The following is a 16,567-nucleotide window of genomic DNA, read 5'->3' on the forward strand; positions in this document are numbered from 1 at the left end:
AGAGAAAGCTGCAGGACAGTGCCCGGACGCGCGGATCGCCCCGGCCTTTCACCGTTTTTCAAATACCCCCGCGGCCCGGGCGGCGGGGTCAGGCCAGCGCCTTGGAGCCCATCTGCAGGAACTTCTGCCGCCGGTCCTTGACCAGCTCGGCCGGCTTCTTGCCGTCGAGCTCGGCCAGCATGGCGGCGATGGCGTCGCCCACCGCGGCCATGGCGTCCTGGGGCGCGCGCTGGGCGCCGCCCAGCGGCTCGGCGATGATCTGGTCGATCACGCCCAGTTTCTTCAGGTCCTGCGCCGTCAGCTTCAGCGCCGTGGCGGCCTCGCGCATCTTCTCGGCATCCTTCCACAGGATCGAGGCGCAGCCCTCGGGCGAGATCACCGAATAGATCGAATGTTCCAGCATGGCGATGCGGTTCGCGGTGGCGAAGGCCACGGCGCCGCCCGAACCGCCCTCGCCGATGATGACCGAGACCAGCGGCACGCCGATCTGCAGGCATTTCTCGGTCGAGCGCGCGATGGCCTCGGACTGGCCGCGTTCCTCGGCGCCCTTGCCGGGATAGGCGCCGGGCGTGTCGACCAGGGTGATGACCGGCAGGCGGAAGCGGTCGGCCATGTCCATCAGCCGGATCGCCTTGCGATAGCCCTCGGGCCGGGCCATGCCGAAATTATGGGTGATGCGGGTCTTGGTGTCGTTGCCCTTTTCATGGCCGATCACCACGCAGGGCTTGTCACGGAAGCGGGCGAGGCCGCCCATGACGGCGTGATCCTCGCCAAAGGCGCGGTCGCCGGCCAAGGGCGTGTATTCGGTGAAGAGCTGCTCGATATAGTCGCGGCAATGCGGGCGTTCGGGGTGGCGGGCGACCTGGGTCTTGCGCCAGGGATCGAGCTGGCGATAGAGGTCACGCAGCATGTCGCCGGCCTTCTTGTCGAGCGCCGCGGCCTCTTTCTCGAGATCGACGCCTTCGCCCTTGCGGGCCAGCACCCGCAACTCCTCGGCCTTGCCCTCCAGGTCGGCGAGGGGCTTTTCGAACTCGAGATAGGTCATTCAGGGCTCCGCGCTGTGATCGGTCCATCTGCGGGGACTATATGCTTGTCCGGGGCCCGGATTGCAACTTGCGCGTCACCACCGCGACAGCGCGTCCTCGTCCTCGGACCGGGCCTCGACCCAAGCGCCGGCACCGTCGGGGCCGATCTCGCGCTTCCAGAACGGGGCGCGCGACTTCAGCCAGTCCATCAGGTATTCCGCCGCCGCGAAGGCGGCCTGGCGGTGGCGGGCGGCGGTCGCGACCATCATGATCGGCTCGCCCACCGCCAACCGGCCATGGCGGTGGATCACGCGCCAGTCCGACAGGCCGAAACGCTGCGCCGCCTCGGCGCCATAGGCGGCCAGCGCCTTTTCGGTCATGCCGGGATAATGCTCGATCTCCAGCGCGACCAGCCGGCCGCCCTCGTCGCGCACCAGGCCCGAGAAGGTCACGATGGCGCCGGCGCCGGTGCCGAAGCCCGAGAGTTCGGTGCCGAGGTCGAAGGGCTCGCTTTGCACCCGGGCGGTCATCTCAGCCCCCGGTCATCGGCGGAAAGAAGGCCACCTCGCGCGCGCCGGCGAGCGGCGCGTCGAGATCGGCCAGTTCCTGGTCCAGCGCGACGCGCACCGCCGCCAGGTCCGACAGCGCGGCGGCGTGCCATTCGTCCAGCGCCACCAGCTCGGCCACCAGCTCGCGCACGGTGGCGGCGCGGGTCTCGATCCGCTCGCGCGGCTGGCCGATGCGTTCGCGCAGCCAGGCGAAATAGAGCACGTCAATGGCCATCGGAATCCCTCAGGAAAGGCCGTGCCTTGTCGAAATAATCCCAGCCGGTGATCGCGGTCAGCACGGCGGCGATCCAGATCAGCAAAAGCCCTGCCTGCGTCGCGAGATCCGACCAGCTGTCCGACCAGGGCAGACTGGTCTCGCCCACCAGGGGCGGGTGTCCGACCTCGTAATAGTTCAGCCCGGTGCCCAGGAACAGCACGGCAATGGCGACCATCTGCGCCGTGGTCTTCCATTTCGCCAGCCTGGTGACCTTCAGCATCCGCGACTGGTCGCCCAGGAATTCGCGCAGGCCCGAGACGAAGACCTCGCGGAACAGGATCACGGTCGAGGGCAGGATCAGCCAGGGGTTCATGCCGGAATAGCCGGTGATGACCACCACGGCGATGATGACCATGGCCTTGTCGGCGATCGGATCCATGGCGGCGCCGAAGCGGCTTTCCTGGCCCCAGGCGCGCGCCAGATAGCCGTCGAACCAGTCGGTCACGGCGGCGACCAGGAACAGCGCCAGCGCCGCGAAATCCGCGAAGGGCCGGCTTAGGAAAAAGAACATCAGCGGCACCAGCGGCGCGGCCGCAAGTCGCAGAACGGTCAGGATATTGGGCAGGGTCCAGCGCATGGCCTGCAATCTAGGCGCTTGCGCGGCCGGGGGGAAGAGGCCAGACGCGGCGGGTCGCGCCTGCGCTATTTCTGGATGGGAATAATTATTTCCCGGAAAGCACAATTTTTGCCGCGAATCGGGCATTTTCCTGCTAGGCTGCGGCCGTGGCTTGCGGAGGGCCCCATGTATTTCGCCGGACAAAAGAAGGATTCGCTGTTCACCCGCCTGGGCGGCGAGGAGGGCGTGCGGGCTCTGGTCGAGCTGTTTTACGACATCATCGAGCAGGACGAGGCGGCGCAGCCGCTGCACCAGCTGCATCTGCAAGGCTCGGGCGTCGCGCATTCGCGGGCCGAGCAGTTCAATTACCTCTGCGGCTTCTTCGGCGGGCCGCAGCATTACGTCATGCGCCACGGCCATTCCCGCCTGCGCGAGATCCACAAGCATGTCCCCATCGGCCCCGAGATGCGCGACCTGTGGCTGGCCTGCATGGAAAAGGCCATCGCGCAACGCGGTATCGCCCCGGACTTGGCGGCGCAGCTGATGCGGCATTTCGCCGTCGCGGCCGAGACCTCGCGCAACCGGGACTGAGCCTCAGCCCTTCTGGAAGTGATCCACGATCTTCTGCGCCAGCGATTCGCTGATGCCCTCGACCGCGACCAGGTCGGCAAGACCGGCGCGGCTGACCGCCTTGGCGCTGCCGAAATGCTGGAGCAGGGCGCGCTTGCGGCTGGCGCCGACGCCGGCGATTTCGTCCAGCGGATTCGCCATCACCGCCTTGGCGCGCTTGGCGCGATGCGTGCCGATGGCCCAGCGATGCGCCTCGTCGCGCAGGCGCTGCACGAAATACAGCACCGGATCGTTCATGCGCAGGGCAAAGGGGCGCTGGCCGAAGCGGTGGAATTCCTCCTTGCCGTGGTCGCGGTCGAGGCCCTTGGCGACGCCGACCATGGGGATGTCCTCGACCCCCATGTCGGCCATGATCTGATGCACCGCCGAGACCTGCCCGGCGCCGCCGTCGATCAGCAGCAGGTCGGGCCAGGCGTCGGTCTGGCGGTCGGGATCCTCTTTCAGCAGGCGCGAGAAGCGGCGGGTCAGCACCTCGCGCATCATGCCGAAATCGTCGCCGGGGGTGATCTCGGTGCCCTTGATGTTGAACTTGCGATACTGGCTCTTGATCCAGCCTTCGGGGCCGGCGACCACCATGCCGCCGACGGCATTGCTGCCCTGGATATGGCTGTTGTCATAGACCTCGATGCGCTGCGGCACGGCGGGCAGGTCGAAGGCCTCGGCCAGACCCTCCAGCAGCCGCTGCTGCGCGGCGCTTTCCGACATGCGGCGGGCTAGGCTCTCGCGCGCGTTGCGCAGGGCGTTTTCCACCAGCTCGGCCTTTTCGCCGCGCTGGGGCACGCCCAGGGCGACCTTGCGGCCGGCCTTCTCGGTCAGGATCTCGGCCATCAGGTCGGGATCCTCGATGCCATGCGACAGCAGGACCATGCGCGGCGGCACCTTGCCGTCGTAGAATTGCGCCAGGAACGCCTGCATCACCTCATCGGCGGATTCGACGCCGTTGAGCTTGGGGTAGAAGTCGCGGTTGCCCCAGCTCTGATTGCCGCGGATGAAGAACACCTGCACGCAGGCCTGGCCGCCCTCCATATGCAGCGCGATCACGTCGGCCTCGGGCACGCCGCGCGGGTTGATCGCCTGCACCGATTGCACGGCGGTCAGCGCCTTGATGCGGTCGCGCAGCGCGGCGGCGCGTTCGTATTCCATCGCCTCGGCGGCCTCGGCCATCTCGCGCGCCAGGTTGGCCTGCACGGCGGTGGACTTGCCTTGCAGGAAGCGTTCGGCGTCCAGCACCAGCGCGGCGTAATCCGCCTGTTCGATGCGGCCGACGCAAGGCGCCGAGCAGCGCTTGATCTGGAATAGCAGGCAGGGCCGGGTGCGGCTGCTGAATGTCGCGTCGGTGCAGCTGCGCAGCAGGAACACCCGCTGCAGCTGGTTCAGCGTCCGGTTCACCGCCCCGGCGCTGGCGAAGGGGCCGTAATAGTCGCCCTTTTCCGACTTGGCGCCGCGGTGCTTCTTGATCTGGGCAAAGGGATGCGCCTTGGCGACCAGGATGTTCGGGAAGGACTTGTCGTCGCGCAGAAGCACGTTGTAGCGTGGCTTCAGCTGCTTGATGAGGTTCTGTTCCAAAAGCAGCGCCTCGGTTTCCGTGCGCGTGGTCAGGAACATCATCGAGCAGGTTTCGCGGATCATCCGGGCGATGCGCCCCGAATGGCCGGCCGGGCGGGCATAGTTCGACACCCGCGCGCGCAGGTTGCGCGCCTTGCCGACATAGAGCACCGCCCCCTGCGCATCCAGCATGCGATAGACCCCCGGCGAGCCGTCGAGCGTCTTCAGATAGTCCTGGATCAGCGCGTGGCCGGTCTTGGCGGGCCGCTTGTCTGGGGTGGAATCGGTCATGCTGTTAACGAAATGATTCTGGGGCCGCGCTGCAAGTTCCGGCGTGGAAGTTCAAGCAGAATCCTGTCCACGGAATCTGTGGATAACTCTGTGAATCAGCTTGGGAGCAGCGGTCGATCCGCAAGCGTTTGTTGGGGATTCCTCGATCTGCACAAAAAACAGGCAGTAAAGTAACGCCTTGTTTTCGTCGTATATTTTTTCTCCTTTCGCCAATCCCCTGAATCTCTTGCCAGAATCGTGAAGGATCGGTGAATGCCCGGCCAAAGGTGGACAACTTGCCGCAAGGGCACGGCCCGGCGCTATTCAACCCCAAGGACATCGGGCGTGCGCCAGGCCAGATGCTGGCCGCCGTCGGTGCAGATCAGCTGGCCGGTGACCGAGGGCGAGTCGAGGAAGAATCCCAGCGCGGCGCAGACATCGCCCGGCCCGGCGCCGCGTTCCAGGATGGTGGCGGCGCGCTGGCGGCTGAAATGGCTGTCGGATTGCCGGGTGCCCTGCACGGTCGGGCCGGGGCCGATGGCATTGACGCGGATGTCGGGCGCCAGGGCCTGGGCCGAGGTCCGGGTCAGCCACCACAGGCCCGCCTTGGCCAGCGAATAGGTCATGAACTCCGGCGTCGGTTTCAGCACCCGCTGGTCGATCATGTTGACCACCAGCGCGCGCGCCACCGGCTCGTCGCCGCCGCGGTCGGCCCCGGGCGCCTGGGCGGCAAAAGCCTGGGTCAGCAGGAAGGGCGCGCGCAGGTTCGAGCCCATGTGCCGGTCCCAACTGTGCCGGCTGGCGCTTTGCAGGTTGTCGTATTCGAAGATCGAGGCATTGTTCACCAGCACCGTCAGCGGTCCCAAGGCCGCGGTGGCGCGCGGCACCAGCGCTTCGGCGGCCTCGGGGTCCAGAAGATCGGCCTGCAGGATCTTGGCGCGGACGCCAAGCGCGCGGATCTCGGCCGCGGTGGCCTCGGCCTCGGCGGCGGATGCGTGGCAATGTACGGCGATGTCGTGGCCGCGGCCGGCCAGATACAGCGCCATGGCCTTGCCCAGCCGGCGGGCGCCCCCGGTAATCAGCGCGGTCATTTCAGCGGAATCCCCAGGATTTTGGCGATGATCCGGCGCACGCCCGGGCCGGCGACCAGCGCCAGCGCGATGATGATCAGCAGGCACAGGATGACGGTCTTGATCATCCGCGCACCTCGAAGCGGGAAAAGGCGGCGCGTTCCTCGACGCCGCCGATCAGCGCCTCGGCCGACAGGCCGAAGCGGCGCAGCAGCGGCACACGCTGGCCATAGGTCAGGAAGCGGGTCTTGTCGCCGTAAAGCGCGCGCATCTTGGGCACCAGATGGGCGATGCCATCGGCCAGGCCCAGTTCGACCGCCTCGCGGCCGGTCCAGATCTCGCCGGTAAACAGGTCGCGGTCCTCGGCCAGGCGGCTGCCGCGGCGGGCGATCACCTGCTCCTTGAAGGCCTGGTGGATCGGAGCCAGCAGCCGTTCCAGCCGGGCCACGTCCTCGGGCGACTCGGGCCGGAACGGGTCCAGCATCGACTTCGAGCGCCCGGCGGTATGCACGCGCCGCTCGATGCCGTGGCGCTGGATCAGCTCGGCAAAGCCGAAGCCCGAGGAGATCACCCCGATCGAGCCCAGGACCGAACTGTCGTCGGCCCAGATGAAATCGGCGGCCGAGGCCAGCCAGTAGCCGCCCGAGGCTGCCACATCCTCGACGAAGGCATGCACCGGCACATCGTTTTCCTGCGCCAGCCGGCGGATGCGGGCGCCGATCAGGCTGGACTGCACCGGCGAGCCGCCGGGCGAGTTCACCGCCAGCGCCACCGCGGCCGGCTTCCTGCGCTTGAAGGCGCGTTCCAGCATCGGTGCCAGCGCCGCATCGGACAGGCCGGAGCCGCCGCGACCGGCAATTCCGATGGCGCCCTGCAGGCGCAGCACGGCGACGCTGGCCGGGCGGTTCACGAGGCGGTTCAGGAATGGAATTTTCATGTGCTCCAGATAGGCATGCGGCGGGGCGGCGGCAAGCACTCAGCCCTGCGCTTTCAGAAAGGCCATCACCTCGGCGCGGTCGGGCATGGCGTCGCCGGCCCCGGCGCGCGTGACCTGCACCGCGGCAGCGGCGGCGGCGTGGCGCAGCGCGGTCGGCGCATCCTCGCCCCGCGCCAGCCCGGCCGCGAACCAGCCGGCAAAGCAGTCGCCGGCGCCGGTGGTATCCACCGCCTCGACGCGAAACGCCGGCTGGTGCCAGGTCTGGCCTGCGCGCAGGTCGCGGAACTCGGCCCCCTCGGCGCCACGGGTGATCAGCAGCCCCTCGATGGGCAGATCCTCGCCGAAGGCGGCAAAGGTGTCGCGGGCCTCGATCGCGTTCACCGCCAGGATCGAGACATGCGGCAGCACCGCCCGCAGCGCCCCGATCTCGAAGGGGGCGGCGGAATAGATCACCCGGGCGCCGGCGGCGCGGGCGCGGGCGGCGGTCTGGACCTGGAGGCTGGTCTCGTTCTGCATCATGAGCAGGTCGGCGGGGCCGAAGGCCGCGCGCTCGGGCAGGTCGGCGGGCAGCGCCATATTGGCGCCGCCATGCAGGACGATGGAATTCTCGCCCGAGGCATCGACCAGGATGATGGCATGGCCGGTAGCCGTATCGGCCAGCCGGGCGATGCCCGATGTATCGACCCCGGCCGCGGCCAGCCGCGCGATCACCCAATCCTCGGCCGTGCCCATGGCGCCCAGATGCACCACCGGCGCCCCGGCGCGGGCGGCGGCGACCGACTGGTTCGCGCCCTTGCCGCCCAGGCCCTGGGCATAGGACAGGGCATGCATGGTCTCTCCGGCGCGGGGCATGGCCGGCAGCCGATAGACATGGTCGATGTTGATCGAGCCGAGATTGTAGATCGTCATCCGCGCCTCTTCATTCACCGTTTCCCAAATACCCCTGCAACGCCGGCGGCGCACCGCGGCATTTCAGCCTTGGCACGACGCCTTGTCCATCCCGGAAACGCAAGACGCGCCCCGGGGGGCGCGTCTGCTGTTCATGGAGCGGCGGTCATTCCGGCTTGCGCGGATGCTTGATCGGCCACCACAGCTTCTTGTTGGTCAGATACAGCAGCACCGACAGCACGACCAGGAACAGGACCGAGACGAAGCCGACCTGCTTGCGGTCCATCATCTTCGGCTCGGCCGTCCACATCAGGAAGGCCGCCACGTCGCGCGACATCTGGTCCACGGTCGCCTCGGTGCCGTCCTCATAGGTGACCTGGCCGTCCGAAAGCGGCGGCGGCATCTTGATCCAGCCGGTCGAGAAGGCAGCGTTGTGATAGAAGGTGCTGCCCGCCTCTTCCTTTTCCTCGCCGTTGAAGCCGGTCAGGATGGCGTGGATGTATTCCGGCCCGCCGATGCCGTTGAACAGCTGGCTGATGCCGGTGCCATAGGGGCCGTGGAACCCGGCCCGCGACTTGGCCATCAGCGACAGGTCGGGGCCCATGCCATCGCCATGCACGGTCGGGAAGTGGTCGGTCGGGATGCGCGGGCGCTCCTCTCCGGTTTCCTCGTCCATGATGGACAGGGTCGCGGCATAGGCGCGGACCTGGTCCTCGGGCAGGGCGGGCCCGCCCTCGTCGGCAAGCGTGCGCAGCGGCACATAGGTCAGGCCGTGGCAGGCGGCGCAGACTTCGGTATAGACCTGCAGGCCGCGTTGCAGCTGGAACTGGTCGTATTTGCCGAAGGGGCCCTCGAAGCTGAACGAGATGTCCTCGATATGCGGCGCGGCATGGCTGGCGCCGGCCTCTTCGGCCGGGGCGGCGGCATGCTCGGCCGCATGCTCGCCCTCGGCGGCCGCGGGTTCCTCGGCCGGTGCGGCTTCGGCAGCCGGCTCAGCCTCGGTCGCGGCTTCGGCGGGGGCGGCCTCCTCGGCCGGGGCCGCAGGCTCGGCGGTCTCGGGAGCCGCAGCCTCGGTGCTTTCCGCCTGGTCGGCGGGCTGCGCTTCGGCCGCCGGTTCCGCGGCGGGCTCGGCGGCCTCTTCGGCCGGAGCTTCTGCGGGGGGCTCGGCCGCCGGGGCTTCCGCGGCAGGCGCGGCTTCGGCCGGAGCCTCGGCCGCGGGTTGCTCGGCAGCCGGCTCTTCAGCAGCAGGGGCCTCGGTGGCCGCGGCGTCTTCGGCCGGCGCCTCGGCAGCCGGTTCCTCTGCGGCCGGAGCCTCCGCGGCGGGGGCCGCCGCCGGCTGGTCGTCAGAACCTGCCTCGGCCTCGGCCGGAGCCTCGGTCGCGGTTTCGGAGCCGGTGGCCGGGGCCTCGGCCGCCGGGGCGGCCTGCGGCGTGGTCTGGTAGCTGGAGCCCGCGGGGGCGGTGGTGCCGGGCGCCGTCGTCGCGTCCTGCGCCACGGCCCCGCCTGCCAAGGCAACCGTCAGGGCCGCAACAGCCGTGAGCGATGCGTTTCTCAGGGTCATTGGATGCCTCTCCTTACTCGGCAGGATGGGTTTCGGGCCCGTAATGGGCGTTGAAGTCGTCCTCGATGGTCTGAGGCATGGGCAGCGGTTTCTCGATGATGCCCAGAAGCGGCAGGATGATCAGGAAATAGGCGAACCAATAGGCCGCACCCGCCAGCGCGATATAGGGATAGATCCCCTCGGCCGGCATGGCGCCGACCCACATCAGCACGACGAAATCCACCGCCAGGATCCAGAACCACCACTTGAACAGCGGCCGGTACTGGCCCGAGCGCACCCGCGAGGTGTCAAGCCAGGGCACCAGCGCCATGACGATGATGGCACCGAACATCGCCAGCACGCCGAAGAACTTGGCGTCGACGATGCCGAAGGACAGCCAGTTCACCAGCTGCACCGCCCAGACATCGGCGGTGAAGGCGCGCAGGATGGCGTAGAAGGGCAGGAAATACCATTCCGGCACGATATGCGCGGGCGTCGCCAGGGCGTTCGCCTCGGTGTAGTTGTCGGGGTGGCCGAGATAGTTCGGCATGAAGCCCACCACCGCGAAGAACACCACCAGGATCACCGACAGCGCCAGCAGGTCCTTGATCACGAAATAGGGCCAGAAGGGCAGGGTGTCCTTCTGCGCCTCTTCCTTGGAACCGCGACGGACTTCGACCCCGGTCGGGTTGTTGTTGCCGGTGGTGTGGAAGGCCCAGATGTGGACGATCACCAGCGCCGCGATCACGAAGGGCAGCAGGTAATGCAGCGAGAAGAAGCGGTTCAGCGTGGCGTTATCGACCGCCGGGCCGCCCAGCAGCCAGGTCTGGATCGACGCGCCGATGCCCGGAATGGCGCCGAAGAGGCCGGTGATGACGGTCGCGCCCCAGAAGGACATCTGGCCCCAGGGCAGCACGTAGCCCATGAAGGCGGTGCCCATCATCATCAGATAGATCAGCATGCCGACGATCCAGGTCACCTCGCGCGGGGCCTTGTAGCTGCCGTAATAGAGGCCGCGGAAGATATGGATATAGACGGCAAAGAAGAACAGCGATGCGCCGTTCGCATGCAGATAGCGCAGCATGTAGCCGCCGTTCACGTCGCGCATGATGTGCTCGACGCTGGCGAAGGCCAGGTCGACATGCGGGGTGTAATGCATCACCAGCACGATGCCGGTCGCGATCTGCAGCACCAGGCAGAAGGCCAGCACGATGCCCCAGATCCACCACCAGTTCAGGTTCTTCGGGGTGGGGATCATGATGGTGTCGTAGACCAGGCTGACCACCGGAAGGCGGCGGTGCAGCCAGCGTTCGAAACCCGTCTCGGGCTCGTAATGGTCGTGGGGAATTCCGGCCATGTGCGCCTCCTCAGCCCAGCTTGATCGTGGTTTCGTTGACGAATTCGGCAACGGGAATATGCAGGTTCTGTGGAGCCGGGCCTTTGCGGATGCGGCCGGCCGTGTCGTAGTGCGACCCGTGGCAGGGGCAGAACCAGCCGCCGAAATCGCCCGCGCCATCGCCGATCGGCACGCAGCCGAGATGGGTGCAGACGCCGATCATCACCAGCCATTCGCCGGCCTCGTCCAGGGTGCGGTTCTGGTCGGTGGCGGGCTCATTGGGCTTGTTGGGGTTCTCGGCGCTCTGGTCGATCAGGTCGCCCAGCGGCACATCGCGGCCCTTCTGGATCTCGTCCTCGGTGCGGCGGCGGATGAACACGGGCTTGCCGAGCCATTTCACCGTCAGCTGGGTGCCGGTTTCGACGCCGCTGACATCGACCTGAATCGAGGAAAGCGCCTGCACATCCGCCGAGGGGTTCATCTGGTTGACAAGGGTCCAGGCGGCAGCCCCGGCCGCGACGGCGCCGGCGCCGGCGGTCGCGAAATAGAGGAAATCCCTCCGGGTGCCGTGGTCACCTGCGTGTTCGTCTGCGTGGGACACGGGTCTGATCTCCATTTATGCCCCGAAACCGGGGCTATACGACGCATGGGGCCGTGTCGAACACAGCCCTCGCCTAGGCGGTTCTAGCGATCAAGTTCCTGTCAGTCCAGCGGGGTAGGGCGCTGGTTCCGGCGCAAAACACCGCAGGTGTCGCATTTTGGTTGCGCGTCGCGGCCGGCCGTCTGGACCGTTTGCGCTAAAGCAGGCCCTCGCTGCGAAAGCTCAGCTCGCGCGACTTGCCGATGATGAGATGGTCATGCACGGCGATTCCCATCACCTCGGCCGCGGCCACGATGCGGCCGGTCATGGCGATGTCGGCCTGCGAGGGCGTCGGGTCGCCCGAGGGATGGTTGTGCACCAGGATCAGTGCGCTCGCGGTCAGTTCCAGCGCGCGGCGCATGATTTCGCGCGGATAGACCGGGACATGATCGACGGTGCCGCGCGCCTGCTCCTCATCCGCGATCAGCACGTTCTTGCGGTCCAGGTAGAGCACGCGGAACTGCTCGATCTCGCCATGGGCCATGGCGGTGTGGCAATAGTCCAGAAGCGCGTCCCAGCTGGTCAGCACCGGGCGCTGGATCACCCGCGACCGCGCCAGACGCTGCGCCGCGGCCGCGACGATCTTCAGCTCCTGCACCACGGCCGGACCGACGCCCGCCACCTCGGACAGCCGGACCGGCGGGGCCGAGATCACCCGGTTGAAATCGCCGAACCGGTCCAGCAGCCGCCGGGCCAGGGGCTTCACGTCCTGGCGCGGGATGGCGCGGAACAGCAGCAGCTCCAGCAATTCGTAATCCGGCATCGCCTCGGCCCCGCCCTGCATGAAGCGGTCGCGCAGCCGGGCGCGGTGATCGGCGATATAGCTTGGCACCCGCCCGCCAGGCGCCAGCGGCGGCGCGGGCGGGGCGGCCTCATCCCCGGCTGGCCGGGCCGAGGAGAAGAGTGGCAGCGGGGCTTCCTGAAAGGCGCGATTCTTGTCCATGGCCGGCAGCCTGCCACGACAAGAGTAAAGGCCGGGTTAACGCGCGCGTCCCCCCGGCCTTCTTTGTTTTCCAAATACCCGGATCCCAAGGCGGCCACAGGCGCCGCCCCGGCCGGTTCAGCCCTTCATCTCGTCCCAGAAGCCCTTGATCTTCTGGAAAAAGCCCTGGGTCTGCGGATTGTTGTCGGCCTTGATGTCCTCGAACTCGCGCAGCAGCTCGCGCTGGCGGGCGGTCAGGTTCACCGGGGTTTCGACGACCAGCTCGATCAGCATGTCGCCCGATTCGCCGTTCATGCCGGGGCCGTGGCGCAGCGGCGGCATGCCCTTGCCGCGCAGGCGCAGCTGCTTGCCCGATTGCGTGCCGGCCGGAACCTTGACGCGCGAGCGGCCGCCGTCGATGGTCGGCACCTCGATCTCGCCGCCAAGCGCGGCGGTGGCCATGCTGACCGGCACCTGGCAGGCCAGCATCTTGCCGTCGCGCAGGAAGATCGGGTGCTCCCTGACCTCGATGAAGATGTAAAGGTCGCCCGCCGGACCGCCGCGCATGCCGGCCTCGCCCTCGCCGGCCAGGCGGATGCGGGTGCCGGTCTCGACCCCGGCGGGGATGTTCACCGACAGCGTGCGCTCTTTCTCGATCCGGCCGGCGCCGCGGCATTCCTGGCAGGGATTCTTGACGATCTGGCCCTGGCCGTTGCAGGTCGGACAGGTGCGCTCGACGGTGAAGAAACCCTGGGTGGCGCGGACCTTGCCCATGCCGGAACAGGTCGGGCAGGTGGCGGGCTCGACCGCGCCCTCGGCGCCGGTGCCGTTGCAGGCGCCGCAGGCGACCGAGCCGGGCACGGTGATGGTCTTCTGCGCCCCGGCATAGGCCTCGTCCAGCGAGACGCGCAGGTTGTAGCGCAGATCCTGGCCGCGGCTGGCGCGCGAGCGGCCGCCACCGGCGCCGGGCCGGCGGCCCATCATGTCGCCGAACAGGTCCTCGAACACATCCGCGAAGGCCGAACCGAAATCGCCATGGCCGTTGCCGCGCCCGAAGCCGCCGCCGCCGTTTTCGAAGGCGGCATGGCCGAAGCGGTCGTAGGCGGCCTTCTTCTGGTCGTCCTTGAGGCAGTCATAGGCCTCGTTCACTTCCTTGAACTGCGCTTCCGAGACCTTGCAATCCTTGTTGCGGTCGGGATGCAGCTGCTTCGCCTTGGAACGGTAGGCCTTCTTGATCTCCTCGGCCGAGGCGCCGCGCTGCACGCCAAGCACCTCGTAGTAATCGCGTTTCGCCATATCCATCGCGTCCGGGCTCTTTCACGAATTGGCCGGCCCGTGCGGGAAAGCAGCGGGCCGGCCGGTTGGGTCACATCGCGCTTACTTGCGCTTGTCTTCGCCGAGATCCTCGAAATCGGCGTCGACAATCTCGTCATCCACGTCGCGCGGGCCGCGCTCGTCATCGCCCGCTTCGGCGCTGCCGCCTTCGGCCTGGCTGGCCTTGTAAATGGCCTCGCCCAGCTTCATCGAGGCGTCCATCAGGTTCTGGATGCCGCCCTTGATCTTGCCGGCATCCTCGGACTTCAGCGCATCCTCGAGCGCACCGACGGCCAGCTCGATGGCCTCGACGGTCGAGCCGTCCACCTTGTCGCCATGCTCTTCCAGCGACTTCCTGGTGGTGTGGATCAGGCTTTCGGCCTGGTTGCGGGCCTCGACCAGTTCCTTGCGCTTCTTGTCGGCGTCGGCATTGGCCTCGGCGTCCTTGACCATCTTCTCGATCTCGTCGTCCGAGAGACCGCCCGAAGCCTGGATGGTGATCTTCTGCTCTTTCCCGGTGCCCTTGTCCTTGGCGGAAACCGAGACGATGCCGTTGGCGTCGATGTCGAAGGTCACCTCGATCTGCGGCATGCCACGCGGCGCCGGCGGGATGTTTTCCAGGTTGAACTGGCCCAGCAGCTTGTTGTCCGCGGCCATCTCGCGCTCGCCCTGGAAGACCCGGATCGTCACGGCGTTCTGGTTGTCCTCGGCGGTCGAGAAGATCTGCGACTTCTTGGTCGGGATCGTGGTGTTGCGGTCGATCAGACGGGTGAAGACGCCGCCCAGCGTCTCGATGCCCAGGGACAGCGGCGTCACGTCCAGCAGCACCACATCCTTGACGTCGCCTTGCAGCACGCCGGCCTGGATGGCGGCGCCAAGCGCCACGACCTCGTCCGGGTTCACGCCCTTGTGCGGCTCCTTGCCGAAGAAGCTGGTCACTTCCTCGACCACCTTCGGCATCCGGGTCATGCCGCCGACCAGCACGATCTCGTCGATGTCGCCTTTCGACATGCCGGCATCCTTCAGCGCGTCCTGAACGGGCTTCATGGTGCGCTTGATCAGGTCGCCGACCAGGCTTTCCAGCTTGGCGCGGGTCAGCTTCATGACCATGTGCAGCGGCGTGCCGGTGTTCTTGTCCATCGAGATGAACGGCTGGTTGATCTCGGTCTGGCTCGAGCTGGACAGTTCGATCTTGGCCTTTTCGGCGGCTTCTTTCAGGCGCTGCAGCGCCATCTTGTCCTTGGTCAGATCGACGCCATGCTCTTTCTTGAACTCCTCGGCGAGGTAGTTCACGATCCGCATGTCGAAGTCCTCGCCACCCAGGAAGGTGTCGCCGTTGGTGGACTTCACCTCGAAGAGGCCGTCGTCGATCTCCAGGATGGTGATGTCGAAGGTGCCGCCGCCAAGGTCATAGACCGCGATGGTTTTCGATTCCTTCTTGTCCAGGCCATAGGCCAGCGCGGCTGCGGTCGGCTCGTTGATGATGCGCAGGACCTCCAGGCCCGCGATCTTGCCGGCGTCCTTGGTGGCCTGACGCTGGGCGTCGTTGAAATAGGCCGGGACGGTGATGACGGCCTGCGTCACCGGCTCGCCCAGATAGGACTCGGCGGTTTCCTTCATCTTCTGCAGGATGACGGCGGAAATCTGGCTGGGCGAGTATTTCTCGTCCCGGACCTCGACCCAGGCGTCGCCATTGCCACCGTCGACGATGGCATAGGGCACCAGTTTCTTGTCCTTTTCCACTTCCGCGTCGGTGGTGCGGCGGCCGATCAGGCGCTTGACGGCGAAGATGGTGTTCGAGGGGTTGGTCACCGCCTGCCGCTTTGCGGGCTGGCCGACCAGGCGTTCGTTGTCGGTGAAGGCCACGATCGACGGCGTCGTGCGCGCGCCTTCCGAGTTCTCGATGACCTTCGGCTGGCTGCCGTCCATGATGGCGACGCAGCTGTTGGTGGTCCCGAGGTCGATGCCGATGACTTTAGACATACATTAACCTTTCTTGCGGCGATATTCTGGGCCTTGGGTCCGAAAGCGGCCCCCGAAGCCCGATCCCTGGATGGACCGAAGGGGACGGCGATCCGGGCCCTTCGATGTTCTGGAGGGCTATATAGGAAGGGGTTCGACGGGCTGCAACAGAGAGCCTGTCATAAAATCGAACGGTTTGCGCCCGGCCGCGCAGCCTGCGGCAAGCCGCCTCATCGCCCGGCCGACCAGCTGAGCGAGACCGCCTTGCGGGTGACGAATTCCGCCATCAGCCCGACCATCAGAAGCGCCAGCGTCGTGTAGATCGGATAGGTCAGCGACGAGTTGCGCGGCGAATAGTTGATGAAGGCAAAGCCCCGGGTCTGGTCGATGATGTGGAACAGCGGGTTCCAGGCGAACATATGCAGCATGAAGCTGGGCATGGTGTTGGCGACGAACATCTTGCCGGAAAACACCATGTTCAGCCGCTGGTAGAATTGCGTCAGCACCTGCGCCGCCTGCGGCCACCACGGCCGGATCGACAGGAAGATCAGCCCGATGCAGCAGCCCGAGAACCAGGCCATCAGCAGCATGGCATAGCAGGCCAGCGGATTGTCGATCACGATCGGCTGCAACAGGTAGTGATAGGCCGACAGCACCACGATGGCCGAAAACGTCTGCTTGTAGAGCGAGGCCAGCGCCGCGGCCGAGATCATCACCGCCGTGTTCATCGGCCCGTGCTTCATCATCTGGTTGCTGGGGTTGCCGGCCCCCGCGACCGCACCGATGGCCTGGGAATGGGCCATGAACATGAAGACCCCGGTCATCAGATAGACGATGAAATCGCCGCGGATCGGCGATTTGCGCACGCCGATGATGACGAACATCAGCCAGAAGCCGGCGATCATCGCCATGGCCTGGGCCACCGTCATCACCAGCCCCACCACGGCATTGCGCTGGCCCTTGCGCAGGTTGTTGACCGTGACGTGATAGATCAGCGACAGCGTGATGAACGCGGCCTCGATCATGTTGCGACTGCGGCGCTGGGTGAACATGCGTTTCGGGACTTTCTGGGCGGGATCTTTCCGTTGCGACATGCGGGGCGCTTGC

General features: G+C 67.0%; 16 protein-coding genes. 1 reads left to right on the forward strand and 15 read right to left on the reverse strand.

What is annotated here, in order from left to right; genetic code table 11:
- Nucleotides 1-88: 88 nt before the first annotated feature.
- The 4 genes from PARN5_RS0108605 to pgsA all read right to left on the reverse strand — a co-directional run bounded on the left by PARN5_RS0108605 (nt 89) and on the right by pgsA (nt 2,427).
- Nucleotides 89-1,045: an acetyl-CoA carboxylase carboxyltransferase subunit alpha gene (locus PARN5_RS0108605; RefSeq protein WP_017999372.1), complete on the reverse strand. Its 957-nt coding sequence runs from the start codon at nt 1,043-1,045 to the stop codon at nt 89-91.
- A gap of 75 nt (nt 1,046-1,120) precedes the next feature.
- Nucleotides 1,121-1,555, reverse strand: coding sequence for a molybdenum cofactor biosynthesis protein MoaE (locus PARN5_RS0108610; protein WP_017999373.1), 435 nt, complete (start codon nt 1,553-1,555; stop codon nt 1,121-1,123).
- Nucleotide 1,556: 1 nt separating this feature from the next.
- A complete protein-coding gene (moaD, locus tag PARN5_RS0108615) occupies nt 1,557-1,802 on the reverse strand; it encodes a molybdopterin converting factor subunit 1 (RefSeq protein ID WP_026155288.1) in 246 nt (81 codons plus the stop codon).
- The gene (gene pgsA / locus PARN5_RS0108620; RefSeq protein WP_026155289.1) at nt 1,798-2,427 is read right to left on the reverse strand and encodes a CDP-diacylglycerol--glycerol-3-phosphate 3-phosphatidyltransferase; all 630 of its coding nucleotides are present in this window, start codon (nt 2,425-2,427) and stop codon (nt 1,798-1,800) included. Before pgsA ends, moaD begins: the two co-directional genes overlap by 5 nt.
- Nucleotides 2,428-2,592: 165 nt before the next feature.
- Here pgsA and PARN5_RS0108625 point away from each other — a divergent pair, with 165 nt between their 5' ends.
- Nucleotides 2,593-2,997, forward strand: a complete 405-nt coding sequence (locus PARN5_RS0108625) for a group II truncated hemoglobin (protein WP_017999376.1) — start codon at nt 2,593-2,595, stop codon at nt 2,995-2,997.
- 3 nt (nt 2,998-3,000) lie between these two features.
- Here PARN5_RS0108625 and uvrC read toward each other — a convergent pair whose 3' ends face one another.
- From uvrC to PARN5_RS0108685, 11 genes are all read right to left on the reverse strand, one after another.
- Entirely contained in the window at nt 3,001-4,872 is a 1,872-nt protein-coding gene (gene uvrC, locus PARN5_RS0108630) for an excinuclease ABC subunit UvrC (RefSeq protein ID WP_017999377.1), read from the reverse strand.
- 299 nt (nt 4,873-5,171) lie between these two features.
- Nucleotides 5,172-5,942: an SDR family oxidoreductase gene (locus PARN5_RS0108635; protein WP_017999378.1), complete on the reverse strand. Its 771-nt coding sequence runs from the start codon at nt 5,940-5,942 to the stop codon at nt 5,172-5,174.
- A gap of 103 nt (nt 5,943-6,045) precedes the next feature.
- A complete protein-coding gene (locus PARN5_RS0108645) occupies nt 6,046-6,858 on the reverse strand; it encodes a S49 family peptidase (RefSeq protein ID WP_026155290.1) in 813 nt (270 codons plus the stop codon).
- A gap of 39 nt (nt 6,859-6,897) precedes the next feature.
- Complete coding sequence (locus PARN5_RS0108650; protein ID WP_017999381.1) at nt 6,898-7,767, reverse strand: ribokinase; 870 nt, start codon at nt 7,765-7,767, stop codon at nt 6,898-6,900.
- A 145-nt stretch (nt 7,768-7,912) separates the two neighbouring features.
- Nucleotides 7,913-9,307, reverse strand: coding sequence for a cytochrome c1 (locus PARN5_RS25100; RefSeq protein ID WP_026155291.1), 1,395 nt, complete (start codon nt 9,305-9,307; stop codon nt 7,913-7,915).
- A 13-nt stretch (nt 9,308-9,320) separates the two neighbouring features.
- Nucleotides 9,321-10,643, reverse strand: coding sequence for a cytochrome b (gene petB / locus PARN5_RS0108660; protein WP_017999383.1), 1,323 nt, complete (start codon nt 10,641-10,643; stop codon nt 9,321-9,323).
- Between the two features lie 10 nt (nt 10,644-10,653).
- The gene (petA, locus tag PARN5_RS0108665) at nt 10,654-11,223 is read right to left on the reverse strand and encodes a ubiquinol-cytochrome c reductase iron-sulfur subunit (RefSeq protein ID WP_026155292.1); all 570 of its coding nucleotides are present in this window, start codon (nt 11,221-11,223) and stop codon (nt 10,654-10,656) included.
- Nucleotides 11,224-11,419: 196 nt separating this feature from the next.
- Nucleotides 11,420-12,205 (reverse strand): DNA repair protein RadC, encoded by a 786-nt coding sequence (radC, locus tag PARN5_RS0108670; protein WP_017999385.1) that lies wholly within the window; start codon nt 12,203-12,205, stop codon nt 11,420-11,422.
- Between the two features lie 117 nt (nt 12,206-12,322).
- Complete coding sequence (gene dnaJ, locus PARN5_RS0108675) at nt 12,323-13,480, reverse strand: molecular chaperone DnaJ (RefSeq protein WP_026155293.1); 1,158 nt, start codon at nt 13,478-13,480, stop codon at nt 12,323-12,325.
- Nucleotides 13,481-13,561: 81 nt separating this feature from the next.
- Nucleotides 13,562-15,481, reverse strand: coding sequence for a molecular chaperone DnaK (gene dnaK, locus PARN5_RS0108680; protein ID WP_017999387.1), 1,920 nt, complete (start codon nt 15,479-15,481; stop codon nt 13,562-13,564).
- A 209-nt stretch (nt 15,482-15,690) separates the two neighbouring features.
- A complete protein-coding gene (locus PARN5_RS0108685; protein WP_232419321.1) occupies nt 15,691-16,554 on the reverse strand; it encodes an ABC transporter permease in 864 nt (287 codons plus the stop codon).
- Between the last annotated feature and the right edge of the window lie 13 nt (nt 16,555-16,567).

This window comes from Paracoccus sp. N5 (assembly GCF_000371965.1).
Taxonomy (GTDB): Bacteria; Pseudomonadota; Alphaproteobacteria; order Rhodobacterales; family Rhodobacteraceae; genus Paracoccus.

Bases quoted from the DNA above. Each gene is read 5' to 3' on its own strand.
- PARN5_RS0108605 (WP_017999372.1), bottom strand. From the start codon at position 1,045: ATGACCTATCTCGAGTTCGAAAAGCCCCTCGCCGACCTGGAGGGCAAG.
- PARN5_RS0108610 (WP_017999373.1), bottom strand. From the start codon at position 1,555: ATGACCGCCCGGGTGCAAAGCGAGCCCTTCGACCTCGGCACCGAACTC.
- pgsA (WP_026155289.1), bottom strand. From the start codon at position 2,427: ATGCGCTGGACCCTGCCCAATATCCTGACCGTTCTGCGACTTGCGGCC.
- PARN5_RS0108625 (WP_017999376.1), top strand. From the start codon at position 2,593: ATGTATTTCGCCGGACAAAAGAAGGATTCGCTGTTCACCCGCCTGGGC.
- uvrC (WP_017999377.1), bottom strand. From the start codon at position 4,872: ATGACCGATTCCACCCCAGACAAGCGGCCCGCCAAGACCGGCCACGCG.
- PARN5_RS0108635 (WP_017999378.1), bottom strand. From the start codon at position 5,942: ATGACCGCGCTGATTACCGGGGGCGCCCGCCGGCTGGGCAAGGCCATG.
- PARN5_RS0108645 (WP_026155290.1), bottom strand. From the start codon at position 6,858: ATGAAAATTCCATTCCTGAACCGCCTCGTGAACCGCCCGGCCAGCGTC.
- PARN5_RS0108650 (WP_017999381.1), bottom strand. From the start codon at position 7,767: ATGACGATCTACAATCTCGGCTCGATCAACATCGACCATGTCTATCGG.
- PARN5_RS25100 (WP_026155291.1), bottom strand. From the start codon at position 9,307: ATGACCCTGAGAAACGCATCGCTCACGGCTGTTGCGGCCCTGACGGTT.
- petB (WP_017999383.1), bottom strand. From the start codon at position 10,643: ATGGCCGGAATTCCCCACGACCATTACGAGCCCGAGACGGGTTTCGAA.
- radC (WP_017999385.1), bottom strand. From the start codon at position 12,205: ATGGACAAGAATCGCGCCTTTCAGGAAGCCCCGCTGCCACTCTTCTCC.
- dnaJ (WP_026155293.1), bottom strand. From the start codon at position 13,480: ATGGCGAAACGCGATTACTACGAGGTGCTTGGCGTGCAGCGCGGCGCC.
- dnaK (WP_017999387.1), bottom strand. From the start codon at position 15,481: ATGTCTAAAGTCATCGGCATCGACCTCGGGACCACCAACAGCTGCGTC.
- PARN5_RS0108685 (WP_232419321.1), bottom strand. From the start codon at position 16,554: ATGTCGCAACGGAAAGATCCCGCCCAGAAAGTCCCGAAACGCATGTTC.